This window comes from Bacillus sp. 9.4, from assembly GCF_055486415.1.
This window is the reverse complement of the sequence record NZ_JBVFMU010000002.1, coordinates 436,206-459,785: the sequence shown is the minus strand read 5'-3', so window position 1 is coordinate 459,785 and position 23,580 is coordinate 436,206. Positions and strand designations below refer to the sequence as shown.

Sequence of the window (23,580 nt, the reverse complement as noted above, 5' to 3'; positions counted from 1 at the left end):
GGGGCCTATTTGAATAAAGAAGCGCTAGTCAATAGGCTGAATGCTTCAGCCAAAAGACAAAAAGCTGATATCGTCATTAAAAACGGAAAAATCATGGACGTATATAATCAAGAATGGATATATGAAGATATTGCGATTACAGATGGAGTTATTGTAGGCCTCGGTGAGTATGAAGGCGAAAATATCATTGATGCAGAGGGACAAATGATTGTTCCGGGTTTTATTGATGGACATGTACATATTGAGTCGTCAATGGTTACACCGATTGAGTTCGCTAAAGCAGTGTTGCCTCATGGCGTGACGACGGTTGTTACAGATCCGCATGAGATCGCGAATGTGTCTGGTGAAAAAGGGATTGAGTTTATGCTTGAACAAGCTCGGCATACACCGCTGAATATCCATTTTATGCTTCCTTCCAGTGTGCCTGCCGCAAGTTTTGAGCGATCAGGCGCAATTCTCAAAGCTGCCGATCTCAAGCCTTTTTATGAAGAAGAAGAAGTATTAGGGCTGGCTGAAGTTATGGATTATGTGTCGGTTCAGCAGGCTGAAAAAGACATGGTTCAGAAACTGCTTGATGCCCGTGTGGCAGGAAAAAGGATAGACGGTCATTTAGCTGGTTTATCAACAGACCTCATTAACATTTACAGAACCGCATTTGTCTTAAACGACCATGAAGTAACATCGAAGGAAGAAGCCCTTGATCGTATCAGAAGGGGCATGTATGTCATGATGCGTGAAGGATCAGTCGCCAAAAACACGCTCAATGTGCTGCCGGCGGTGAATGAAAAGAACGCACGCCGGTTCTTTTTCTGTACGGATGATAAGCATGTGGATGATTTATTGTCAGAGGGAAGTGTAAACCATCAGGTGAAAATGGCGATTCAAGCCGGACTTAATCCGTTTTTAGCCTATCAGCTAGGAAGCCTCAATGCAGCCGAATGCTACGGATTAGATACAAAGGGAGCGATTGCCCCGGGTTTTGACGCTGATTTGCTTTTTGTATCTGATCTGGAAAATGTCACTGTCACAATGACGATGGTAAAAGGGCAGACTGTTGCTGAAGACAGCAAAGCGGTCTATCAGGATCATGCTTCAACTGCAGCACCAGATCAGGCACTGCTTGATTCTGTTAAGCTTGCTGCTCCTCTTCACAAACAGGATTTTCATATGCCAATCGATTCAGAGCAGCAGATCAATGTCATTCAAATCATACCAAATCAGCTTGAAACACGATTAGTACAAGTTCCGGCTCCTGTTGCCCGCGAATTTGAGCCTGACACTGAGCTTGATTTGTTAAAGATTGCAGTTGTCGAGCGGCATAAAGGATTAAAAGAAACCGGACTTGGTGTTGTGAAAGGTTTTGGATTCAAGAGCGGAGCGATTGCCACAACCATTTCACACGACTCCCATAATATTATTGCCGTCGGAACGAATGATGAGGATATCGCGGCGGCAGTTAATAAGCTGCAGGAAATTGGCGGAGGATTAACAATTATAAAAAATGGGGAAGAGCTCCATTCAGTACCGCTGCCGATTGCAGGGTTATTATCCGACCAATCTGCAGAGCAAGTGAATCAAAGCTTGCTGACGCTTCATGATAAATTGCCGTTAATCGGTTTCACAGGCGGATTTAATCCATTTTTGACATTGTCGTTTTTAGCGTTGCCTGTCATTCCTGATATTAAAATGACGACTACGGGATTATTCGATGTAAAATCATTTCAACACATATCACTGCAATAAAAAGAGGCACTCCCTTAGAGAGTGCCTCTTTTTTTAAACCTCCATAATGATCGGCAGGATCATTGGACGGCGCTTTGTTTTTTCGTACAAGAAAGGTGCAAGCGTGTCTGTAATTTCGTTTTTGATTTCAGACCATTGAGTCGTTTTTCGTTCCATTACTTTTTGTAAGTGATTTGAAATGAGCTCTTGAGCATCGTTGATCAAGTCGCCAGATTCTCTCATGTACACAAATCCTCTGGAAATCAAATCAGGACCCGCTGAAATCTTGAAGTCGTCCATGTCAATGCTGACAACAACGATGACAAGTCCTTCTTCAGAGAGAATTCTGCGATCACGAAGTACGATATTGCCAATATCACCGATACCGCTTCCGTCAATGTACACTGAACCGGACGGGATTTTTCCTGCAACTGAAGCCTCATCGCCTTTAAGCGCTAATACTTCACCATTATCCATGATAAAGCAGTTTTCCTCTGGGATGCCACAATCTGTTGCAAGCTTGACATGCATCTTTTGCATTCTGTACTCACCGTGAATCGGCATGAAGAATTTAGGCTTGATTAAACGAAGCATCAGCTTCTGTTCTTCCTGTCCGCCGTGACCGGATGTATGGATATCGTTAAGAGGGCCGTGAATAACCTCAGCACCCGCACGATACAGCTGGTTGATTGTTCGACTCACGCTGATTGTGTTGCCTGGGATAGGTGATGAAGAAAATACGACTGTATCCCCAGGATTGATTGAAATTTGGCGGTGTGTGCCGTTTGCAATTCTTGATAACGCCGCCATTGGTTCCCCTTGGCTTCCTGTACATAAAATTGTTACTTTATTAGCAGGCATACGATTGATTTCGTTATGCTCAATAAACGTATTTTTAGGACAGTTAATATAACCGAGTGTCTGTCCAATTTCGATAGCCGATTCCATACTGCGTCCAAATACGGCAACTTTTCTTCCATTTTGTACAGCAGCTTCAATTACCTGCTGCAAGCGGTGAATATTCGACGCAAATGTAGCGAAGATAATTCGGCCGTCCACCTTGCGGAAAATGTCATGAATGCTTTCTCCTACACGGCGCTCAGACATGGTAAACTCCGGATTTTCACTGTTTGTGCTGTCTGAAAGAAGGCACAAAACGCCCTCTTTACCGATTTCGGCCATTTTCGTTAAGTTTGCCGGCTCGCCGACTGGAGTAAAGTCGAATTTGAAATCCCCAGTATGTACGATGTTTCCGGGCGGAGTTTTTACAACAATGCCGTAGGAATCCGGAATACTGTGTGTTGTTCTAAAGAATGACACAGCCGTTTTGCGGAACTTTACAATATCATCCTCGCCGATAATGTTCAGTTTCGTCTGTCTCAATAATCCATGCTCTTCAAGTTTATTCCGAAGTAAGCCGATCGCGAGTTTTCCGCCGTATACAGGAATATTCACTTGTCTGAGCAGGTATGGAATACCGCCGATGTGGTCTTCGTGCCCGTGGGTGATAAAAAGCCCTTTAATTTTATCTTCGTTTTTGACTAAATACGTATAATCAGGGATGACGTAGTCAATTCCGAGCAGTTCGTCCTCGGGAAACTTGATCCCCGCATCAATCAGCACAATTTCATCCTGGAATTGCACCGCGTACGTATTTTTACCGATTTCGCCCAAACCTCCGAGGGCGAAAACAGCAGTCTGATCATTTTTTACAAATTTCATACCGCTCATAACTCCAATACTTTAAAATTTTCGCTCTGTTGTTCATATTCTAAGAATGCACCATCAACAGGTGTAATAAACTCAATATTAAATTTCTTTTCTTTCAGCTTTGTTCTGACGTCACGCTCAGATACGCCTTCAATATAAAGTGAATCTGTCTTTTCCCGAACAGGTACTTCGTCAGCCTTCTCTTGATAAAATACCTTATAAATCATTCCAAATCTCTCCTTAAATGCCGTATGTTAGACTCGCTCATTCTATTATATTCGAAAACGGAATATAAGGAAAGCCTTGAGCAAAATAAGGATCTCTCAAAAAGTGAAAGATCCCTTGTCAGGCAATTGCTTTCTTACGGAGCATTCCGTTCCATTGTCTTCTGAGTTTCTTTCTTAATTTACGCAGCATTAGCCAGTCCCTCCTTTAATGAAAAATTTGTCCCAGAGTTCTTTTATACAAATAGTATACGGAGATTGAGGAAGACTTTTCGTGGTTATTAATGGAATTTAATATGATTTTTGAACGAAATTGTTTGCTGAATGACAATCTTTTTGTATGATGAGGGTGGGAATTGCAGACCAAGACGATAAAGGGGAAGTTGCGATGGATTCTAAATTAATCTTTTTTGATATTGACGGCACAATATATGATCATGATAAGAATATACCGGAAAGTACGAGAAAAACCGTGGCGGAGCTGCAGCGCCAAGGGCATCATGTGTTTATTGCCAGCGGCCGGTCTCCATTTTTGGTTAAGCCGATTTTGGAGGAGCTGGGCATCCACTCATTTATTTCCTACAATGGACAGTTTGTTGTCTTTGAAAATCAAGTGATTTATAAAAATCCGCTGCCTGAAGATGCAATCAGGCGATTATTAAAGCAGGCGGATGAAGGCAAGCATCCTGTTGTGTTTATGGCTGAGGACACGATGAAAGCGACTGTTGCGGATCACCCTCATGTTCTCGAGGGAATCGGCAGCCTTAAAACCGATTATCCAGAGACCGATGACCTTTTTTATGAAGGAAAAGAAATTTTTCAGCTTCTTTTATTTTGTCAGGATGAAGAAGAAAAAGCTTATGCCGCTTTTCCTGAGTTTGATCTAGTTCGCTGGCATGAGCTATCGACTGATGTTCTGCCGCACGGAGGTTCGAAGGCAGAAGGAATCAAAAAAGTGATTGAGCGTCTTCCGTTTGATATCGGCGATACATATGCTTTCGGCGACGGATTAAATGATCTGCAAATGATTGAATATGTAGGGACAGGCGTTGCTATGGGAAATGCTGTTCCCGAACTGAAAGAAATCGCGGACTTTGTAACAAAGCCGGTGGACGAGGATGGAATTGCATACGCTGTCAAAGAATTGGGCCTTTTAAAATAAAGAAATGGCTGGCATTGTGCCAGCCGTTTTTTCTTTTAGCGCTCAATTGCGATTGCATTTTCAGGTTCTTTGAAAGGATTTTCCTTGTCAATATGATCATAGAACATAACGCCGTTCAAATGATCGATCTCATGCTGAAACACAATAGCCGGAAATCCTTTTAAACGAATATCAATATTTTCGCCTTCTAGTGTTGTTCCTTTTACTCTGATGCGAGCATAGCGGGGAACATAACCGGGAATCGCTTCATCTACAGAGAGGCAGCCCTCGCCGCTTGTTAAGTAGCTTTTTTCAACTGAATGGCTGACGATCTTAGGATTAAACAGAGCATAGCTGTATAGTTTACCGGAAGCATCTTCCGCATGAACGGCGATCATTCGTTTTTTGATATTAATTTGAGGAGCTGCGAGTCCTACGCCAGGGCGCAGCTTGTATTTTTCGGCTAATTCCGGATTTTGGCTGTTTTTAACAAATTCGATCATGTCGGCCAGCTGCTGTTTTTCTGCATCAGTTGGAGGCAGCTCAACAGGTTCGGCAGTCTCTCTGAGGGCTGGATGGCCGTCACGTACGATGTTTTCCATAGTAATCAAGAAACTTCACTCCTAAAGCTTAATATGTAAATTATATCGGATTTCTTCACAAAGGTGCAACGAAACGAATGACCAGCCGTATATGGCTGGTCAATTTCATGCTGTGTGGTTAGCAACAGCCTCCGCCTAAATAAGCAGCTCCGACAATGATTAACAGAATGAATAAAACAACGATTAGCGCAAAGGTGCGGCCGTAGCCATATCCGCAGCCACCATATCCGTAACCACCATAACTGCAGCAGCCTCCGCCGTAACCATATCCATACATATTACATAACCTCCTCTTTTAATTACGCCAGAGCCTTTATAAGTAGGCATAGCGTCTAATATAACCTATGTAAAAACAAAAAAGTTGTATGGTCATCTGTCCTGATTTTTCACTTTTTTGATTTAATTTCAGTATTGCATTTATACAGCACGGTTATTGCCAAATGTCCCCATGGATTCTATAGTAGAAATTGTCAAGATTGGGGGATTTAACGTGAAAGACGCTATAAAACGGCGGCCTGGAATCAAGATCGGAGCTTTTTGTGCCATGGCACTGATATTAACAGGATGCATGGGACAGGACCCGGTTGATTCACTTCATCATTCATTAGAAAAAGCCGCGGAATCGGAAAAGCCGTTTCAAGAAGAACAAAACACACTCAAAGAATTAGAGGCCAAAGAAAATCAGCTTTACGATAGTGTTATGAAGCTCAATATGGATGATTATAAAAAAATTGTTGCTTTATCTGATAAGGCGCTTGAAAATGTCAGCAAGCGCGAAGAACACCTAAAGCTTGAAAATGACAGCATGAAAAAATCGGAAACAGAATTTGAGGAAGCAAAAACGTCAGCGGAACATATTAAGGAAAAAGACATAAAAGAAAAGGCCGATGCCGCAGCAAACCATATGGAGAAAAGATATACATCATATGGCACCATGTATAAAGAGTATAAAAAAGCGCTTGAGCTTAATAAAAAACTGTATATGCAGCTGAAAGACAAAGACTTGACAAGAGATGATCTGGATCAGCAGATCGATAAAGTCAATGCTTCTTATGAAAAGATCCTTAAATATAGCGGAGAATTTAATGAACAAACCGAAAAATATAATAAAGCCCGGGAAGATTTATATGATGCTGCAAACTATCGTGTGAAAAAGAGCTGACTCGATCAGCTCTTTTTTTGAATATAATGCGATACAGATTTCGTTCAAAATTTTCATTTCTATTGTAGTACAGCATAGTAAGGTATACTAGTACAGTTTTGGGTGCGGTTGGCATCTGTTTTTTTGCTGAAAATGTAAAGCGAATACATTTATTGAAAATCAGCGATGAAAACGATTGACGGTTCTTCTTTATTTGGTGTAAACTAATCCATGTTAAGCGGTGTTGTATTAGTTTTTTACAACTTCGAAATAATACAGTTCAAAGCAGAGTGTAACTATCCTACATAAAAGGTTTTGGCAAACTGGGGATCGGCTAAAATATAATACGACTTACTGCTGATACTTTAGGGTACCCTAAGTTTGTATGTATAAAAGGAATGCACGTCTAATGACTGTTTAAAAGAAAGGAAGAGGTGACTTAGTATGGCTGCAAAAACGAAAAAAGCTATCGTTGACAGTAAGAAGCAATTTGATGCCATTAAAAAGCAGTTCGAAACGTTCCAAATTTTAAATGAAAAGGGAGAAGTCGTGAATGAAGCGGCGATGCCTGATTTAACTGATGATCAATTAAAAGAGCTAATGCGCCGCATGGTATTTACGCGTGTGCTTGACCAACGCTCTATCTCATTAAACCGTCAAGGACGTCTCGGATTTTACGCTCCTACTGCGGGTCAAGAAGCTTCTCAGATTGCAACGCATTTCGCGCTTGAAAAAGAAGACTTTGTTCTTCCTGGATACCGTGATGTGCCTCAGTTAATTTGGCACGGCCTTCCATTATATCAAGCGTTTCTTTTCTCTCGCGGACATTTCAGAGGAAACCAAATGCCTGATGATGTGAATGCCCTTTCTCCACAAATCATTATCGGTGCTCAATACATTCAAACTGCCGGTGTTGCGCTAGGTCTTAAAAAACGCGGTAAGAAAGCTGTCGCAATCACTTACACTGGTGACGGCGGAGCTTCTCAAGGGGACTTCTACGAAGGAATTAACTTTGCTGGAGCTTATAAAGCACCTGCAATCTTCGTGGTGCAAAACAACCGTTACGCGATTTCAACTCCTGTTGAAAAACAATCTGCAGCTGAAACAATTGCACAAAAAGCTGTAGCTGCCGGTATTGTCGGCGTACAAGTAGACGGAATGGATCCGCTTGCTGTATACGCAGCAACTGCTGAAGCACGCGAGCGCGCAATCAACGGCGAAGGTCCAACACTAATTGAAACACTTACATTCCGTTATGGCCCGCACACAATGGCTGGTGACGATCCTACTAAATATCGTACAAAAGAAATCGAAAATGAGTGGGAACAAAAAGATCCGCTTGTACGTTTCCGTGCGTTCCTTGAAAACAAAGGCTTATGGTCTGAAGAAGAAGAAGCAAAAGTGATTGAGGATGCGAAAGAAGAAATTAAGCAAGCGATCAAAAAAGCTGATGCTGAACCGAAGCAAAAAGTAACTGATTTAATGAAAATTATGTACGAAAAAATGCCTCACAACCTTGAGGAGCAATTTGAAATTTATACACAGAAGGAGTCGAAGTAAGCCATGGCGCAAATGACAATGATTCAAGCAATCACGGATGCGTTACGCACAGAACTGAAAAATGACGAAAATGTCTTAGTTTTCGGAGAAGACGTTGGTGTAAACGGCGGCGTATTCCGTGCGACAGAAGGATTGCAAAAAGAATTCGGTGAAGACCGTGTGTTTGACACGCCACTTGCTGAATCTGGTATCGGCGGTCTTGCCCTTGGTTTAGGCTTAAACGGCTTCCGTCCGGTAATGGAAATCCAATTCTTCGGATTTGTTTATGAAGTAATGGATTCAGTTTCTGGCCAAATGGCTCGTATGCGCTACCGTTCTGGCGGACGCTGGACTTCACCTGTAACAATTCGTTCTCCATTCGGCGGCGGTGTTCATACTCCTGAACTTCACGCTGACAGCTTGGAAGGTCTTGTTGCACAACAGCCTGGTATCAAAGTTGTGATTCCATCAACTCCTTACGATGCCAAAGGACTTTTAATTTCTGCGATCAGAGACAACGATCCTGTTGTCTTCTTAGAGCATATGAAGCTTTACCGTTCTTTCCGTCAGGAAGTTCCTGAAGAAGAATACACAATTGAGCTTGGAAAAGCTGACGTGAAACGTGAAGGTACTGATCTTTCAATCATCACTTACGGCGCAATGGTTCATGAATCATTAAAAGCTGCTGAGGAGCTTGAAAAAGACGGCATTTCTGCTGAAGTTGTCGACCTTCGTACAGTAAGCCCACTTGATATCGATACAATTATCGCTTCTGTAGAAAAAACAGGACGCGCGATTGTCGTTCAAGAGGCACAAAAACAAGCCGGTATTGCTGCAAACGTAGTAGCAGAAATTAATGACCGTGCGATCCTGAGCTTGGAAGCACCTGTACTTCGCGTTGCAGCGCCAGATACAGTATTTCCTTTCTCTCAAGCGGAGAGCGTATGGCTTCCAAACCATAAAGACGTTCTTGAAACAGCAAGAAAAGTGCTTGAATTTTAATCAAACTGCATAATCGAGAGGGAAGATGAACGTTTTCCCTCTATTATATATCTGTTTTCAATGCTTACGATGTAAACTTTAAAATTGCTTAATCAAACTAGGAGGTCGAGAACTGTGGCATTTGAATTTAAACTTCCAGATATCGGGGAAGGTATCCACGAAGGCGAAATCGTAAAATGGTTTGTCAAGCCTAACGACGAGGTAGACGAAGATGATGTACTGGCTGAAGTCCAAAATGATAAAGCAGTAGTAGAAATTCCTTCACCTGTTAAAGGAAAAGTATTAGAATTAAAAGTTGAAGAGGGAACGGTTGCAACTGTTGGACAAACGATTATTACGTTTGATGCACCTGGTTACGAAGATCTTCAATTTAAAGGCAGCGACGAGTCTGACGATGCGAAAACTGAAGCACAAGTTCAGTCAACTGCAGAAGCTGGACAAGACGTTGCGAAAGAAGAGCAAGCTCAAGAGCCTGCAAAAGCTACTGGCGCAGGACAGCAGGATCAAGCTGAAGTTGACCCGAACAAACGCGTGATCGCTATGCCTTCCGTACGTAAATATGCTCGTGAAAAAGGCGTAGACATCCGTAAGGTTACTGGTTCAGGCAACAACGGACGTGTTGTAAAAGAAGATATCGACAGCTTTGTAAACGGAGGAGCGCAAGAAGCTGCACCGCAAGAAACAGCTGCACCACAAGAAACAGCTGCTAAACCGGCTGCTGCACCAGCTCCAGAGGGCGAATTCCCAGAAACACGCGAAAAAATGAGCGGTATCCGTAAAGCAATTGCAAAAGCGATGGTTAACTCTAAACACACTGCTCCTCACGTAACGTTAATGGACGAAGTGGACGTAACAAACCTTGTTGCACATCGTAAACAGTTCAAACAGGTTGCTGCTGATCAAGGAATCAAGCTGACTTACTTGCCTTACGTTGTAAAAGCTCTTACATCTGCACTGAAAAAATTCCCTGTTTTAAACACGTCAATTGACGATAAAACAGATGAAGTCATCCAAAAACATTACTTCAACATCGGTATCGCTGCTGACACTGAAAAAGGCTTGCTTGTACCGGTTGTGAAAAATGCAGATCGTAAATCTGTCTTTGAAATTTCTGATGAAATCAATGGCCTTGCAACAAAAGCTCGTGAAGGCAAGCTTGCTCCAGCTGAAATGAAAGGCGCATCTTGCACAATTACAAACATCGGTTCTGCCGGCGGACAATGGTTCACTCCGGTTATCAACCATCCAGAAGTTGCGATTCTTGGTATCGGACGCATTGCAGAAAAAGCGATTGTTCGTGATGGCGAAATCGTAGCAGCTCCAGTCTTAGCTCTTTCTCTCAGCTTCGACCACCGTATGATCGACGGAGCAACTGCGCAAAATGCATTAAATCACATCAAGCGTTTACTGAACGATCCACAATTAATTTTAATGGAGGCGTAATGTTATGGTAGTAGGAGATTTCCCTATTGAAACAGATACTCTTGTAATTGGTGCGGGACCTGGCGGCTATGTAGCTGCCATCCGCGCTGCACAGCTTGGACAAAAAGTAACAGTCGTTGAAAAAGCAACTCTTGGAGGCGTTTGTCTGAACGTTGGATGTATCCCTTCAAAAGCGCTGATCAATGCAGGTCACCGTTATGAGAATGCAAAACATTCTGATGACATGGGAATCACTGCTGAGAATGTAACAGTTGATTTCACAAAAGTTCAAGAATGGAAAGCTTCTGTTGTCAACAAGCTTACTGGCGGTGTAGCAGGTCTTCTTAAAGGTAACAAAGTAGATGTTGTAAAAGGTGAAGCTTACTTTGTAGACAGCAATTCAGTTCGTGTGATGGATGAGAACTCTGCTCAAACATACACGTTCAAAAACGCAATCATTGCTACTGGATCTCGTCCTATCGAATTGCCAAACTTCAAATATAGTGAGCGTGTGCTGAATTCAACTGGCGCTTTGGCTCTTAAAGAAATTCCTAAAAAGCTCGTTGTTATCGGCGGCGGATACATCGGAACTGAACTTGGAACTGCGTATGCTAACTTCGGTACTGAACTTGTTATTCTTGAAGGCGGAGATGAAATTCTTCCTGGCTTCGAAAAACAAATGAGTTCTCTCGTTACACGCAGACTGAAGAAAAAAGGCAACGTTGAAATCCATACAAACGCGATGGCTAAAGGCGTTGAAGAAAGACCAGACGGCGTAACAGTTACTTTCGAAGTGAAAGGCGAAGAAAAAACTGTTGATGCTGATTACGTATTGATTACAGTAGGACGCCGTCCAAACACTGATGAGCTTGGTCTTGAGCAAGTCGGTATCGAAATGACGGACCGCGGTATCGTGAAAACTGACAAACAGTGTCGCACAAACGTACCTAATATTTATGCAATCGGTGATATCATCGAAGGACCGCCGCTTGCTCATAAAGCATCTTACGAAGGTAAAATCGCTGCAGAAGCTATCGCTGGAGAGCCTGCAGAAATTGATTACCTTGGTATTCCTGCGGTTGTTTTCTCTGAGCCTGAACTTGCATCAGTTGGTTACACTGAAGCACAGGCGAAAGAAGAAGGTCTTGACATTGTTGCTGCTAAATTCCCATTTGCAGCAAACGGCCGTGCGCTTTCTCTTAACGAAACAGACGGCTTCATGAAGCTGATCACTCGTAAAGAGGATGGTCTTGTGATCGGTGCGCAAATCGCCGGAGCAAGTGCTTCTGATATGATTTCTGAATTAAGCTTAGCGATTGAAGGCGGCATGACTGCTGAAGATATCGCGATGACAATTCACGCTCACCCAACATTGGGCGAAATCACAATGGAAGCTGCTGAAGTGGCAATCGGAAGTCCGATTCACATTGTAAAATAATTTTCATATCAAAAACAGCCCTCGCTCAAAGCGGGGCTGTTTTTTTATTTTGACAGCACATGCTGTAATGGTTTAATGATGTCTTCTTTCTTTTTCACACATCCCTCGATTTTCACCACGACATGGCGCTGATCAACAACCATAAGGGTAGGGACAGTTTCAATCTCATCTTCCCAGCCTTCTTTTTTATCATAGACCTTCATTTTATCTATTTGCTCGGGATAATCTTTTTCTAAATCAAGCAGTGCATCGTAATAAGGCGCTTCCTGGTCTATTTGGTTCTCATCAGAAAAAAACAGGATTTGTGTATGATGAATGTTGTCAATCCGGCTTTTTTTCATCGGATTGATGGTGGAAAGCGTACAGCCCGATAAAGCAAATACTATTATCAGCATGGGGAATACCGCGCGATATCGCATCTATCTTCTCCTCTGTATAAACAGTAGTTAACTAGCTTTAGTTTATCACGAGAGGCGGCTTGATCTGCTTCTTGTTACCTAATTGTTATATAATTGAAACCGTTTTTAAAGTGAGATTACATATTATATCAATCGTTTAAAATAGCAACCTGGGGTATATTGAATTTTTTGCTGCATTCTTGGATGAAAGTTCAAGAAAACGTGAAATTACATTATGTGCTGTGGCATATATATCGAGTAAAGCTTCTGTATGAAGAAGATATTGTATGATGGAAAATGGAAAAACAAGGTGAATATGATGAGATAAAATAAAATGTGTTATACAGTTTGTTGTTGACATTTTAAATGTGACATATTAATATAATAACAACAAAAGAAATTAAGCGTTTTCAAATTTCAAAGAAATGGGGAATAAGAGATGGGTACGATTGTTTGCCAAGATTGCAACGAAGCCATTCATTACTTTGAAGATGAGAAAGTGACAACATTATACGGAACATGCTGCGGACAATGTCAATGTCCTGTTGATGAAGAGTAAAAAAAGCATGCGGCTTTAAGCCGCATGCTTTTTATTTTTTATTGAATTGCTTTTTGTTCTTTGATGACCCGGATCATATGTAAAGTCGAGTCCTCAGGTCCTTGAACAGGGAGGCCTGCGTCAAGGTTTTTAAAAATGTAGCTGATGTTTTCTTCTGTAATAATTTCTCCTGGAATGAAGATTGGAATACCAGGCGGATATACCATGACAAATTCAGCAATAATCCGTCCGGATGCTTCTTTTAATGGGATGACTTCCGTATTTGCATAAAAAGCATCACGCGGAGTCATTGCCAATAAAGGTATTTCTGGAAGCAGAACCTCAGTTTGCTGATGTGTTACATCTTGTTCTGACATTTGCTGTGCGATCTCAGTTAAAGCCTCTACAAGCCGGTCTGCATCATTTTGGCTGTCACCAGGAGTGAAAATACACAAAATATTGTACAGATCAGAAAGCTCAACCTCAATATTAAAGGATTCACGAAGCCATTTTTCCACGTCATGTCCTGTCAGGCCAAGACTTTTCACAGAGATAATCAATTTTGTCGGATCATAGCTGTAAGCTGCTTTCGACCCAAGAATCTCAGAACCGACACAATAAATGCCTTCAATCTGATTGAGGCGATCTCTCGTCTGATTGGCAAGCTTGAGTGTTTCCTCAGCAAGCTGGTGGCCTTCTGTTGCAAGGCGTTTTCTGGCAACATCCAAAGAAGCGAGAAGCAAGTAAGAAGTTGACGTAGTTGTCAGCATGCTCAGGATGGATTGCACTCTGTCTTTAGATACAAGGCCTTCTCTCATGTTTAAAATAGAGCTTTGTGTCAGTGATCCGCCCAGTTTGTGGACACTTGTCGCTGCTATGTCCGCTCCTGCCTGCATAGCCGATAGCGGCAATTCGTCGTGAAAATGAATGTGAACGCCGTGTGCTTCATCCACAAGCACTGGCACATCAAACGAATGAGCGAGTTCTACGATGCTTTTTAAGTCGGCTGCAACACCGAAATATGTCGGGTTGATGACGAGAAGCCCTTTTGCATCCGGATGTTCGGTAAGCGCCCGTTTAGCAGATTCAAGTGTAATGCCGTGGGAGATGCCCAACTCATTGTCAATTTCAGGATGAATAAAAATTGGAACCGCTCCGGAAAATACAATAGCTGTCATAATTGATTTATGAACATTTCTTGGAATAATAATTTTATCGCCAGGTCCGCAAACAGCCATTACCATTGTCATAATGGCGCCGCTTGTTCCTTGAACAGAAAAAAATGTGTGATCCGCGCCAAATGCTTCAGCAGCCAGATCTTGTGCTTGTTTAATAATGCCTTTTGGCGCGTGCAGATCGTCTAATGGTTCAATATTAATCAAATCTATGCTTAACGCGTTTTCACCGATAAATTGTCTGAATTCTGGGTCCATTCCTGCCCCTTTTTTATGGCCGGGAATGTGGAATTGAACAGGCTGTCTGCTTGCATGCTTTTTCAGTCCTGTGTATAAGGGTGTTTCATGTTGCGACAATTGTTTTCCCACCTTTGTAATCATACCTATGCATAATAGTGTGTATTAAAATCAGTTTCTCAACCGTTTTTTAGACGTAAAACAAATGAATTATATTATGAACTTGAAAGAATGTAAAGAACAATTTATGATCAAATGAAGATGCTTTCTCTTAAGGGAAGTAAATCTACAAGGAGTGAAGAAAATGGAGTATCAATATCCGATGAATGAAGATTGGACAACCGAAGAAGCAGTGGATGTGATTGCATTTTTCCAGCAGGTTGAGCTTGCATATGAAAAAGGAGCGGATCGTGAAGAACTGCTTAAAGCTTACCGCCGTTTCAAGGAAATTGTACCGGGGAAGGCCGAAGAAAAAAAGCTATGCGGCGAGTTTGAGGAACAAAGTACATATTCTCCTTATCGCACGGTCAAACAGGCGAGAGAATCTGATCACGCGAAGATTAAAATGTAAGAAAAAGAGCCGGGGGATATCCCGGCTCTTTTTTATGCTTGTGATACTTTTTGGGTGAGACGGTACAGAAAAGCAAGCTGCTTAAAGGCATCGTCGATACGCTGAAGGAATTCCTGGTTATTCATATTCAGCACTTCTTCTTTTTGGAGCTGGATGCCGCATAACAGCTCAGCTTTCTTTACAGTCTGCAAACGCTCAAACAGTGTCTTCAGCTGCTCCTTGTCCATTTCAGACTGTTTATGTACTCCCGGTTTTGTGTGATCTGCAGACCAAACGAAGCTGTCAGGGATATTTTTCGTAATGGTTTCTTGGTTCACTTCAAGCAATTTGCCGTATTCTTCTTTGATAGGGGATTCATAAATAATCGCGAACCATACAAAGACGTGGCTTTCCCATAAACCAATTTGGAAATGCGGCAGTTTTTTATAGCCTCTTTTGCTGTTTGCGAACGCCACCCAGCTGTCAGCCGGGGGATTGACGGATCTTCTTGCGTGCTTTGCCACATGCGGAAACATTTCATCTCCGGTTAAAGCTGATAAAGTTGGGGCAAAATGTTCGCCTAGAGCTGTAAGCTTCGGACGGACCGTCTCTTTTAATACTTCCATGCGCGCGTCTAAGCCTTCTATTGTAAATGTGTTAAAGTCTTCTTCAGTGAAACGCATTTGTGTCATGATTTTCCTCCTTCATGCTAAGTATACATATTTTATCACAGTTCATACGAGCTTCAAAAAGATTGAGCGCGTTTGAAGTAAGGGGAAATGTGGTAATAAACGAGTAGGTAAACACACAATTTTCAGAATCATGTTGCGCGTAAATAGAACAATCATACGATATAAGAAGTAATCATTGTTGAATGGCAAAATGGGATGCTTTTTTACAAACAAATGATCTCTGGAAGGGGCGAAAGACAATGAGGCAAGTTGTAAAAGAGGGATTTAAGGAAGAGAAAAACAATCGTGTTGCTGTCTGGAGACTAGAGGTTGATTATGAATTGGCAACCCTATATGAAGCAATGCAGAAAGAAAATGAAGAGCAGATTGAACAAAGCAAAAACAAACTTGAGCGACTTAGAAAAGAATGGATTCGTCTTAACGGGTAAAAAAGCGATAGTGAAAACGAACCGCATGAATGGTTCGTTTTTACGTGAGAAGGGATATTTTTCATTTTCCTTGCTTTTTCATTGCCGTTATCAGTATCCTATAAAATAAAAGGTCTACATAGAAGAGAGGTACGAACGAATGACAAATTGGACGGAAATTGATGAGATTGCAAAGAAATGGATAAGAGAAGCAGGCGCGAGAATTAAACAATCCATGCATGAAAGCCTGACAATTGAAACGAAATCAAATCCGAATGATTTAGTCACCAATATTGACAAAGAAACCGAAAAGTTTTTCATTGATCGAATTCAAGAAACATTTCCGGGACATCGGATACTCGGTGAAGAGGGGCAAGGAGACAAAATCCACTCACTTGAGGGAGTCGTATGGATTATTGATCCGATTGATGGGACGATGAATTTTGTGCACCAGCAAAGAAATTTTGCGATTTCCATTGGGATTTTTGAAAACGGTGAAGGGAAAATCGGTTTAATTTATGATGTGGTGCACGATGAGCTGTATCACGCATTTAGCGGCAGAGGAGCTTATATGAATGAAACGAAGCTGGCTCCATTAAAAGAAACCGTCATTGAAGAAGCGATTCTTGCCATTAATGCAACATGGGTAACGGAAAATAGAAGAATTGATCAAAGTGTGTTAGCGCCACTTGTGAAAAGAGTCAGAGGCACACGCTCCTACGGGTCTGCCGCTTTAGAGCTGGCAAATGTCGCGGCAGGAAGAATAGATGCTTACATCACGATGCGGCTTGCGCCATGGGACTACGCAGCCGGCTGTGTGCTGTTAAATGAAGTAGGAGGCACCTATACGACCATTGAAGGAGAGCCGTTTACCTTTTTAGAAAACCACAGTGTGCTAGCCGGAAACCCATCTATACATAAAACGATATTTGAAGAGTATCTTCATGCTCGGAAGTAGGCCATTTGAGCAGGATGATCTCAGCTTGTTAGAAAAGCTCGCGGAGGCTCATCCTGTATGGAAAGAGGAGGAGTTTGGAGATAAAGATGCAGAAGACTATATCATTTCCTACTCCATGTACAACGGTTCATGGCTTGTATGGGAAAAAGACGGTATGCCTGTTGCCGTCAGCTACCATCTCGAGTGGTCTCCTTCAAACGGTAAGCCGTGGCTCGGAACGGTCCTGATTGACCCGGCTGAAGAAAAAAAGGGACATGCGAAGATGATCATTGAACAGATCAGCAAATTGCTTAGAGCGAAACATAAAGCGATGTTTGCGGGAGTTCCCATTGAGCGCAGGGAATGGATACTGTTTTTAAGCCAATGCGGCTTTGAACAGCTGAAAACGGAAAAAGATGAGAAAGGCAAATCATTTATGATCCTGGTGAAGCCTTTAGCAGAAGCTGCCGTATGATAATGGCAGCTTATTTGCTGCATGCGGGTTCAATAAAAAGCCTCTCAAACATTGAGAGGCTTCTGATGATTTGAAAATTATTTTTTTACCGCATGAATATAATGAATCGTTTCAAACGCTGACAAATTGTCTTTTCGATTACTAAAGAAAAGGTCATTGATGTCGTCTGGTGATAGATGTTCATAGATCAGTAAACCAGATGACTCTAACAGATGTTCAATCTCTTGATAAGTGAAACATGATTTCATCGGTTCCCCGCTTGCGGCAGCCATCTTCACCATATGTTCAACTCGATTCGACGTCCCTTTTGCTGTAAAAAGTGTTTCGTCCGCATAATCAAAAACAATAGAGCTTCCAGGCGGGACATGAGAAAATAAATTGCTTATCAAGCTTGCATTTTCTTCCTGTGTTACATAATAAGACACTCCGAGAAGGCTGAAGAATGTTTTTGTGTTCTTAAATCCTTCATCTAAAAGAGGATCATATGAAAACGTTTTGGTGAAATCCATAGGAACAAAATGAAGATGACCCGGAATTGTCAGATTTGCATCCTTCAGCTTATTTTTTTTGAATTGCTGTGTAGCCGGATGGTCAACCTCGAAAACCTGTAAGCTGTTTTCTAATTCTGGATGCCGAAAGCAGAAAGTATCCAGCCCCGCTCCAAGAATGACATACTGTTTTGCTCCCAGCATTAATTCGTTGTGCAAGACTTTTTCACAATAAGAAGCACGTGCTAGGGGCGTGGGAGACAGCTGGATTTGTGCAACCCATTTTAATATTTTTTCAGGATCATTTTGAAGACGTTCGGCGATCTCTTTGTTGAAAAACGATATTCCTTGAATCATATTTTTACTGATGTCGATAAACTCTTTTTCGTTAATGAGATCTTTTGCGATAAAATCATCAAAAATAAGAGGTGTGTCATATCGGCTGTGATATGCACGGGCAAAAGCTGAAATTAGAGACGTTAAGCTGGACTCATTTTTCCTCATGAAATGATCCTCCACAAAAAATAAGATTCCCCTGGCCAGGAGAATCTTATTATACATACAAATATATTAATAGTAAATTTTAGCATAAATAATTTTTTTTGTCAATGTTTTTGCTCTTAACTGGACGCGCGATCCTTCACATAGCCACGTGACCTGTAGCAGAATTCGTCTATCAATTATGTGGACTGAATCATTAGCTTTTATAAAATGCGCACTTGCGGCTGCATCCCTCTTTTTGCAAATCAGAAGCGGTTGCTGTCTCATGACAGCATCTTTTCGTTGTCTCTGCTGAAGAGAGAAATCAAGATATGTAACAAAAAAGCCTGAGGGATCTCAGGCTTTTCCTAATATTACAATCCAACAGCATTCCAGGCTGCTTCAACTTTAGCGGCATCAGTTGAGCCGTAGAGGTCACGGGCAGACTGAATGAGAGCTGCCTTGGCATCTTTGAACGTGGAAGAAGGCGTGAGGTACGTTGTTAACGCACGGTAATAGATTTGCTGTGATTTAGATACACCAAGTTTTGTGATGGTGTTGTAAGCGGCTTTGTTTGGAATTCCGCTGTTTGTGTGTACACCGCCATAATCGCCTTCATCTGTGTTTGGAAGGTTTCTGTAATTGGCGTAATTGTCAGGCTGGTTGTATTTTGTAGGGTTGGACAGGCTGCGAAGAGCAGGCTGGCTGACCGTAATGTCTTCACCGATGTCCCAGTCTTCTGTATCGTTAAAATACCCGAATACGTCAGAGAAAGACTCGTTTAATGCACCTGGCTGATTTTCATAAATCAAGTTGGCTGTTTCTTGGGTGACGCCATGTGTCATTTCATGCGCTGTCACATCTAATGAGCCGGAAAGCGGAGAGAAGAATGAACCGTCGCCATCACCGTAAATCATCTGGTCTCCTGTCCATGCAGCGTTATTGTATTGAGTGCCGTAGTGAACGGAAGAAACGATTTTACTGCCTCTGTTATCATAGCTGTTTCGTTTAAAGTTCGAATAAAAATAATCGTACACTTTACCGAGGTTATAGTGTGCGTCAACGGCTGCCCGCTGTGATGAAGATGTAAATGTTTTCGTTGTGCTTGAGACAAGCGTGCCCGGAAGGCGGCTTTGTCTGTTTTGCAAGTCATATGTGATGATTTGGGTGCCAGTTGGTTTTGAAAGATCTCTTAGAACATATTTTCCGCCTTCATAAGAGATGTTCAATGGAACAGTTGCGCCCTTTAGAGTTGTTCCGCTTCCAGTGGCGGCGGCATGTTCTACTTTATTTTGCTGTTTTAAAATGCTGCCTGTTTCGGCGTCAACTAAGACTTCCCAGTTTGCAGGTTCAGGCTCGACATAGCGAATCGTCACGTCGTAAGCAAGACGATAGCTGCCGTCTTTTGTTTCTATCGCTTTCAATTCGGCTTTATTGCTGTTTTTGGCCGCTCCGTTAGAAACAGCGTCTGGTGATTTGCCGATAGCTTTGAAAGCGAGTGCCAGCGCTTTTTCAGAAGAGACTTTTTGGCTGTTATCTGTTTTTGCAGCAGATTGATTGTGTAATTCACCATTGACCGCATAGACATTATCGGATTTATCGACGTGAACGATCACTTGCGAATCTTTAATTGGCACTCCGTTAACGACAGGCGCATATCGAAAGTGCTTGTATCCAAGGGCATCAGTCGTGCTTTCAACAAGCTTTAGCCTTTTGGAAGGGTCACCTTTAAAAATGTTGCTGTTCTTTTTTAAAAACTGCTTGACAGCCTTGTCATTTGGTGCAGAGAGTTCTGATTGCGCAATCGCGTTTTTGGAGAGGAAATTTGTTTGATTCTCTTTAAGCTGATGACCTTCAGCAGCCTGAACACCAGGAAGGCTGATTGATAAACTCATAAACGAAGCAGCGACAGCAACAGACAATTTCTTACCTAAACCCACAATAAATCCCCCTTTTTGAAAATACTGAAAACTTTATATTGTTATATTAAACTAGCATCCTGGAATACTCAACAAAAACTAACATAACTAGACAAAATTGATAGTATTGTCCTGTGTTTGTTTTTGTTGAATAATATCAAGATGAGTCAAGTGTCATGTGGTGGTTCATTCAAGAGTTATGTTTTTTGCATATCAAGGGGAAGATGAGATATTTTTGTTTCATCTTGAAACTTTTTGAAAAGTCCGCTGTCTAACCGAATGAGGCCTTAATAAGAAGTAAAGGATTGTTGTTCGTGTTGGAGTTATTCAGTCATTATGTATTGCATTTCGAACGTTATTTTATATTAAGCAGACAAAGCACCCTGCTGATTCAATGGTCAATTGTTGTTCTGGCGGGCTTATATCTTTTGGTGCATCATCCCAAAATAAACCGGCAGCGCACAATGTTCTTGGCGGGTGTTATATTGCGGATTGTGCTGCTGGCGGGAGTGTCTGTTGAACTTATTCACCAGGTGCAATCAACAAACTTCACCAGCGCTTACTTAAGAGAGGACGGAAAAGAACTGCTGCCGCTGCTGCATTTTTTGTTATACGGATATGTGCTGCTGACGGCTTTTCACTATATGCTGATGCCGCGTGATCATGGCGGAAAGGGTAAGTTTTATACGTTCGACCTTACCGTTGTCAGTTTGCCAATCGTACAAATGATATTCAGTTTCTTTACGTATTGGAAGGAAAATCCGGATGGAGTCGAGCCAATTGCATACGTGTTTCTGTTTTTCATTATTACTCTTCCTATTGTGTTGAATGTTGTGTTTTTTAAGCTGTATTGGAGAACAAATAAGATTTTACTAGGCTTATTTTATACGCTGATTATCGGACTGCTTGTCTTGCTGCTTGCGCCATATCCCAATCAAATCTCAAAAGATTATGGTGCAGTAATGCCATATACGATTTATTTGGCAATGGCGGGATTTTTGATGAGCTATCATCTGTTCCAAAAGTCAGGAAAGGTTTATGTGCGTGTGAATAAGTGGGTGACGATGGCTGTCCTGGTGTTTTTTGTCCTGCTGTTAAATCCGATATATAACATAGGAACGGCTACTTTCGCTGTATCAAAGCCAGCAAATGTCCATGATTCATTCAATTTTGTCGGGGAGCACATTTCATCAGAAAAAGCGGAACAGATTTTAAAGTCATTTTTTCCTACGGATGAGACATTGTATTTGCGCGATACAAACATGGATGTGCATTATTTCTACTCATTTGAAAGCAAAGGTTATAAAGCTGAGGTAGATGAAGTATCGCAACTGATTCGTAATTATGAATACTTACAAAAAGCACATGGGAAAAAGCTAACGAATCAGGAGTACAAGCGAAAGTCCATCGCTTTCCTTGAGCGACACGGACGTGTGTTACATAAGGATCATATCGAAACAAAGGTATCTCAAGAAGACGGCCAGACAGTCGTACGTATTTACCTGAAAAATCAACTTCATAAAAAAGATCATGCTGATGATGGCGCGGTATTTTATTGGGAAAAGGAAACCTTAATGGGTTTTAGTGAAGATCCTTCGATTTATCGGCTTGACTCTCTTCTGCATGTTCATATAACAGAACAAAACATTCACGATAAAGTGGAACAAATGTTTACAGCACTGAACATCTCAAAACAGCCTTATCAGATCACTGATATTGAAAGCAATAGCCTGCTCGGAAGCATGGTGAGAGTGGAAACAAAAGGTGGAATTGTTTTGGAATTTGAGGGCGAATCCGGTTGTTTACATAGTCTTTCGCTTCCGATGAAAAAGAATATCTCAATGGCTAACAGCCGGCTGCAGCATCAGATATTATCGATCTTCGATGCTCGTGGATCAGAAAAGAAGAAAAAAAGCAGTCAGGGTGACATGGTGATGTATACTGATTCTTCTAAAACATATGAGTTTTTTGAAGATCAAGGTCAGCTAAACGTTTATGTATACAGCGATACACCTGATCAGTCATTCCCCTATACATATCGTAATGGAACATTGGCTTACGAAAAAGTAGCTTCTCTATATCAGGATGTCATTTACAAAAAGCGTATGCGCCCGATTATCGTTCAAAGAGGGGATGAACGGCATTATGCATGGCTGATCATTATTCAGCCGTTTGGTTCAAATCGCCATGATGCCTATGTAGTGGATGGAGAAACACAAGAGGTGAAAAGTCTTTATGAATCATAAAGAAAAAGAGTCTGTTTTTGTAGACCTATACGACCTGTATAAAGAAGGAGAGCTAGAGGATGAATCAATGGAATGGATGAAACAGCATGAATCCCAATTCCAAAAGAATGCGGAAGACTTAAAGAGTAAAACTTGTTTAAAGAGAAGTCCCGGTGCTGAAGAAGAAAGCCAAATCAGATATATGAAAGTATACCTGTCTTCCATGTATATCTGTTTCATTTTATTGGCCATTTGGATGACGGTGTGGTTTTACTTTTAATGAAGCATAGGGATTCCATTGAGGACTTGTATCGACAGTATTATCAAGAAATTTTAAATTATTTATTCAGAAGGACTCATCATCTTGAAACAGCCAAGGACTTAGCGCAGGACACGTTTGTGAAAGCTCTTAACGGTCTGGCTTCGTTTAGGGGGCATTCTTCCATCAGAACATGGCTCTACACCATTGCGCATCATACCTTTATCAATTGGTACCGCAGGGATGTCAAATACCAATTTACTGATATCAGCAAAAATGAAGGGTTAACGCAAACAACTTATGAGCAGCCTGAACAGTATCTGTCACGGACGGTGAAAAGCGAAACACTGCGGCAGGAGCTCCTGAAGTTAAAAAATCAGCATCAATCCGTTTTGATTTTAAGAGAATTCCAAGAGCTTTCTTATGAAGAAATCGCTGAGATATTAGGTTGGAGTCTTTCTAAGGTGAAAACCACATTGCACCGGGCTAGATTAGAGCTAAAGAAAAACATGACGAAAAGTAGAGAGGAGGAGCGGATATGACCTGCTTTCTAGTAAGAGACCTGCTTCCTCTGTATCTTGAAGGTGATTGTAAAAGAGAAACGGAACACGTTATAGAAGAGCATTTAAAAATGTGCAGCAGCTGCAGAGACATGTATGACACGATGGCTGAGCCATTTGAATTGGAAAGCGAACAGGCCGTTGAGGAGGCTTTTCTGCCGGAAGAAGAACTGCGTTTTAAACAGAGGTACTATGGATTACTGATTATGAAAGCCGCCTGCTGGTTTGGAGCGGCGGTTGCCGTGATGCTGATCATCAAACTGCTGATATAAAAAAAAGCGCTTGTCCGATTCCGGCAA

Annotated in this window: 25 protein-coding genes; 16 read left to right on the top strand and 9 right to left on the bottom strand. The window is 41.7% G+C overall.

The genetic code is table 11. The features are described 5' to 3' along the window. Positions 1-9 precede the first annotated feature (9 nt). On the top strand, positions 10-1,743 hold the full coding sequence (gene ade, locus ACZ07B_RS08850) for an adenine deaminase (RefSeq protein WP_212129510.1): 1,734 nt from the start codon (positions 10-12) through the stop codon (positions 1,741-1,743). Between the two features lie 33 nt (positions 1,744-1,776). On the opposite strand, the gene rnjA is transcribed toward ade, so the two are convergent. Then, the gene (rnjA, locus tag ACZ07B_RS08845) at positions 1,777-3,444 is read right to left on the bottom strand and encodes a ribonuclease J1 (RefSeq protein WP_003245660.1); all 1,668 of its coding nucleotides are present in this window, start codon (positions 3,442-3,444) and stop codon (positions 1,777-1,779) included. A gap of 5 nt (positions 3,445-3,449) precedes the next feature. Continuing rightward, a complete protein-coding gene (gene rnpZA, locus ACZ07B_RS08840) occupies positions 3,450-3,659 on the bottom strand; it encodes an RNA polymerase subunit omega 1 (RefSeq protein WP_003222303.1) in 210 nt (69 codons plus the stop codon). A 385-nt stretch (positions 3,660-4,044) separates the two neighbouring features. Here rnpZA and ACZ07B_RS08835 point away from each other — a divergent pair, with 385 nt between their 5' ends. After that, on the top strand, positions 4,045-4,818 hold the full coding sequence (locus ACZ07B_RS08835) for a Cof-type HAD-IIB family hydrolase (protein WP_015252170.1): 774 nt from the start codon (positions 4,045-4,047) through the stop codon (positions 4,816-4,818). A gap of 35 nt (positions 4,819-4,853) precedes the next feature. Here the strand turns inward: ACZ07B_RS08835 and def are convergent, their stop codons facing one another. Next, positions 4,854-5,408, bottom strand: a complete 555-nt coding sequence (gene def, locus ACZ07B_RS08830) for a peptide deformylase (protein WP_003245474.1) — start codon at positions 5,406-5,408, stop codon at positions 4,854-4,856. Positions 5,409-5,517: 109 nt separating this feature from the next. Further along, the gene (locus ACZ07B_RS08825; protein WP_003232317.1) at positions 5,518-5,676 is read right to left on the bottom strand and encodes a YjcZ family sporulation protein; all 159 of its coding nucleotides are present in this window, start codon (positions 5,674-5,676) and stop codon (positions 5,518-5,520) included. A gap of 213 nt (positions 5,677-5,889) precedes the next feature. On the opposite strand from ACZ07B_RS08825, the gene ACZ07B_RS08820 reads away from it, so the two are divergent. The 5 genes from ACZ07B_RS08820 (at position 5,890) to lpdA (ending at position 11,941) form a co-directional block, all read left to right on the top strand. Beyond that, on the top strand, positions 5,890-6,561 hold the full coding sequence (locus ACZ07B_RS08820) for a YkyA family protein (RefSeq protein WP_217019653.1): 672 nt from the start codon (positions 5,890-5,892) through the stop codon (positions 6,559-6,561). A 423-nt stretch (positions 6,562-6,984) separates the two neighbouring features. After that, a complete protein-coding gene (gene pdhA, locus ACZ07B_RS08815; protein WP_003222294.1) occupies positions 6,985-8,100 on the top strand; it encodes a pyruvate dehydrogenase (acetyl-transferring) E1 component subunit alpha in 1,116 nt (371 codons plus the stop codon). A gap of 3 nt (positions 8,101-8,103) precedes the next feature. Beyond that, positions 8,104-9,081: a pyruvate dehydrogenase complex E1 component subunit beta gene (pdhB, locus tag ACZ07B_RS08810; RefSeq protein WP_014113660.1), complete on the top strand. Its 978-nt coding sequence runs from the start codon at positions 8,104-8,106 to the stop codon at positions 9,079-9,081. A gap of 114 nt (positions 9,082-9,195) precedes the next feature. Then, positions 9,196-10,524 (top strand): pyruvate dehydrogenase complex dihydrolipoyllysine-residue acetyltransferase, encoded by a 1,329-nt coding sequence (gene pdhC / locus ACZ07B_RS08805; RefSeq protein ID WP_003232311.1) that lies wholly within the window; start codon positions 9,196-9,198, stop codon positions 10,522-10,524. Positions 10,525-10,528: 4 nt separating this feature from the next. Next, positions 10,529-11,941 carry a dihydrolipoyl dehydrogenase gene (gene lpdA, locus ACZ07B_RS08800; RefSeq protein WP_003232309.1) on the top strand — a complete coding sequence of 471 codons (1,413 nt, stop codon included), beginning with the start codon at positions 10,529-10,531 and terminating at the stop codon, positions 11,939-11,941. A gap of 44 nt (positions 11,942-11,985) precedes the next feature. On the opposite strand, the gene slp is transcribed toward lpdA, so the two are convergent. Continuing rightward, positions 11,986-12,360, bottom strand: coding sequence for a peptidoglycan-associated lipoprotein Slp (gene slp / locus ACZ07B_RS08795; protein ID WP_003245672.1), 375 nt, complete (start codon positions 12,358-12,360; stop codon positions 11,986-11,988). 418 nt (positions 12,361-12,778) lie between these two features. Between slp and ACZ07B_RS08790 the strand changes: the two genes are divergently transcribed. Then, entirely contained in the window at positions 12,779-12,898 is a 120-nt protein-coding gene (locus tag ACZ07B_RS08790) for a GapA-binding peptide SR1P (protein ID WP_003232305.1), read from the top strand. 38 nt (positions 12,899-12,936) lie between these two features. Here ACZ07B_RS08790 and speA read toward each other — a convergent pair whose 3' ends face one another. Beyond that, the gene (speA, locus tag ACZ07B_RS08785; protein ID WP_014479695.1) at positions 12,937-14,409 is read right to left on the bottom strand and encodes an arginine decarboxylase; all 1,473 of its coding nucleotides are present in this window, start codon (positions 14,407-14,409) and stop codon (positions 12,937-12,939) included. Between the two features lie 184 nt (positions 14,410-14,593). On the opposite strand from speA, the gene ACZ07B_RS08780 reads away from it, so the two are divergent. Further along, positions 14,594-14,860 carry a UPF0223 family protein gene (locus ACZ07B_RS08780; protein ID WP_003245382.1) on the top strand — a complete coding sequence of 89 codons (267 nt, stop codon included), beginning with the start codon at positions 14,594-14,596 and terminating at the stop codon, positions 14,858-14,860. A gap of 32 nt (positions 14,861-14,892) precedes the next feature. On the opposite strand, the gene ACZ07B_RS08775 is transcribed toward ACZ07B_RS08780, so the two are convergent. Beyond that, on the bottom strand, positions 14,893-15,531 hold the full coding sequence (locus ACZ07B_RS08775; protein ID WP_015252167.1) for a YktB family protein: 639 nt from the start codon (positions 15,529-15,531) through the stop codon (positions 14,893-14,895). Between the two features lie 239 nt (positions 15,532-15,770). Here ACZ07B_RS08775 and ACZ07B_RS08770 point away from each other — a divergent pair, with 239 nt between their 5' ends. From ACZ07B_RS08770 to ACZ07B_RS08760, 3 genes are all read left to right on the top strand, one after another. Beyond that, positions 15,771-15,959, top strand: coding sequence for a hypothetical protein (locus ACZ07B_RS08770; RefSeq protein ID WP_009967148.1), 189 nt, complete (start codon positions 15,771-15,773; stop codon positions 15,957-15,959). 139 nt (positions 15,960-16,098) lie between these two features. Further along, on the top strand, positions 16,099-16,896 hold the full coding sequence (gene suhB, locus ACZ07B_RS08765) for an inositol-1-monophosphatase (protein WP_086343803.1): 798 nt from the start codon (positions 16,099-16,101) through the stop codon (positions 16,894-16,896). Between the two features lie 25 nt (positions 16,897-16,921). Further along, the gene (locus ACZ07B_RS08760) at positions 16,922-17,350 is read left to right on the top strand and encodes a GNAT family N-acetyltransferase (protein ID WP_003232296.1); all 429 of its coding nucleotides are present in this window, start codon (positions 16,922-16,924) and stop codon (positions 17,348-17,350) included. Between the two features lie 77 nt (positions 17,351-17,427). On the opposite strand, the gene ACZ07B_RS08755 is transcribed toward ACZ07B_RS08760, so the two are convergent. Both ACZ07B_RS08755 and nprE read right to left on the bottom strand, forming a co-directional pair. Continuing rightward, complete coding sequence (locus ACZ07B_RS08755; protein WP_049139907.1) at positions 17,428-18,342, bottom strand: class I SAM-dependent methyltransferase; 915 nt, start codon at positions 18,340-18,342, stop codon at positions 17,428-17,430. Positions 18,343-18,692: 350 nt separating this feature from the next. Further along, the gene (gene nprE, locus ACZ07B_RS08750) at positions 18,693-20,258 is read right to left on the bottom strand and encodes a neutral metalloprotease NprE (RefSeq protein ID WP_014479700.1); all 1,566 of its coding nucleotides are present in this window, start codon (positions 20,256-20,258) and stop codon (positions 18,693-18,695) included. A 284-nt stretch (positions 20,259-20,542) separates the two neighbouring features. On the opposite strand from nprE, the gene ACZ07B_RS08745 reads away from it, so the two are divergent. From ACZ07B_RS08745 to ylaD, 4 genes are read left to right on the top strand one after another with little or no spacing between them, the layout of a single operon-like run. Further along, positions 20,543-22,483, top strand: coding sequence for a hypothetical protein (locus tag ACZ07B_RS08745; RefSeq protein WP_217002518.1), 1,941 nt, complete (start codon positions 20,543-20,545; stop codon positions 22,481-22,483). Then, positions 22,473-22,742, top strand: coding sequence for a hypothetical protein (locus ACZ07B_RS08740; RefSeq protein WP_024572390.1), 270 nt, complete (start codon positions 22,473-22,475; stop codon positions 22,740-22,742). The genes ACZ07B_RS08745 and ACZ07B_RS08740 overlap by 11 nt, the downstream gene beginning before the upstream one ends. Next, complete coding sequence (gene ylaC / locus ACZ07B_RS08735; RefSeq protein ID WP_134155572.1) at positions 22,742-23,263, top strand: RNA polymerase sigma factor YlaC; 522 nt, start codon at positions 22,742-22,744, stop codon at positions 23,261-23,263. Before ACZ07B_RS08740 ends, ylaC begins: the two co-directional genes overlap by 1 nt. Further along, complete coding sequence (gene ylaD / locus ACZ07B_RS08730) at positions 23,260-23,553, top strand: anti-YlaC sigma factor ylaD (protein WP_014476710.1); 294 nt, start codon at positions 23,260-23,262, stop codon at positions 23,551-23,553. The genes ylaC and ylaD overlap by 4 nt, the downstream gene beginning before the upstream one ends. The last annotated feature ends 27 nt before the right edge of the window (positions 23,554-23,580 follow it).

Coding starts and splice junctions, on each gene's coding strand:
- rnjA (WP_003245660.1), bottom strand. CDS start 3,444: ATGAAATTTGTAAAAAATGATCAGACTGCTGTTTTCGCCCTCGGAGGT.
- pdhA (WP_003222294.1), top strand. CDS start 6,985: ATGGCTGCAAAAACGAAAAAAGCTATCGTTGACAGTAAGAAGCAATTT.
- slp (WP_003245672.1), bottom strand. CDS start 12,360: ATGCGATATCGCGCGGTATTCCCCATGCTGATAATAGTATTTGCTTTA.
- ACZ07B_RS08825 (WP_003232317.1), bottom strand. CDS start 5,676: ATGTATGGATATGGTTACGGCGGAGGCTGCTGCAGTTATGGTGGTTAC.
- rnpZA (WP_003222303.1), bottom strand. CDS start 3,659: ATGATTTATAAGGTATTTTATCAAGAGAAGGCTGACGAAGTACCTGTT.
- ACZ07B_RS08790 (WP_003232305.1), top strand. CDS start 12,779: ATGGGTACGATTGTTTGCCAAGATTGCAACGAAGCCATTCATTACTTT.
- pdhB (WP_014113660.1), top strand. CDS start 8,104: ATGGCGCAAATGACAATGATTCAAGCAATCACGGATGCGTTACGCACA.
- ACZ07B_RS08775 (WP_015252167.1), bottom strand. CDS start 15,531: ATGACACAAATGCGTTTCACTGAAGAAGACTTTAACACATTTACAATA.
- ACZ07B_RS08770 (WP_009967148.1), top strand. CDS start 15,771: ATGAGGCAAGTTGTAAAAGAGGGATTTAAGGAAGAGAAAAACAATCGT.
- ACZ07B_RS08835 (WP_015252170.1), top strand. CDS start 4,045: ATGGATTCTAAATTAATCTTTTTTGATATTGACGGCACAATATATGAT.
- ACZ07B_RS08755 (WP_049139907.1), bottom strand. CDS start 18,342: ATGAGGAAAAATGAGTCCAGCTTAACGTCTCTAATTTCAGCTTTTGCC.
- lpdA (WP_003232309.1), top strand. CDS start 10,529: ATGGTAGTAGGAGATTTCCCTATTGAAACAGATACTCTTGTAATTGGT.
- ACZ07B_RS08780 (WP_003245382.1), top strand. CDS start 14,594: ATGGAGTATCAATATCCGATGAATGAAGATTGGACAACCGAAGAAGCA.
- ylaD (WP_014476710.1), top strand. CDS start 23,260: ATGACCTGCTTTCTAGTAAGAGACCTGCTTCCTCTGTATCTTGAAGGT.
- ylaC (WP_134155572.1), top strand. CDS start 22,742: ATGAAGCATAGGGATTCCATTGAGGACTTGTATCGACAGTATTATCAA.
- suhB (WP_086343803.1), top strand. CDS start 16,099: ATGACAAATTGGACGGAAATTGATGAGATTGCAAAGAAATGGATAAGA.
- ACZ07B_RS08740 (WP_024572390.1), top strand. CDS start 22,473: ATGAATCATAAAGAAAAAGAGTCTGTTTTTGTAGACCTATACGACCTG.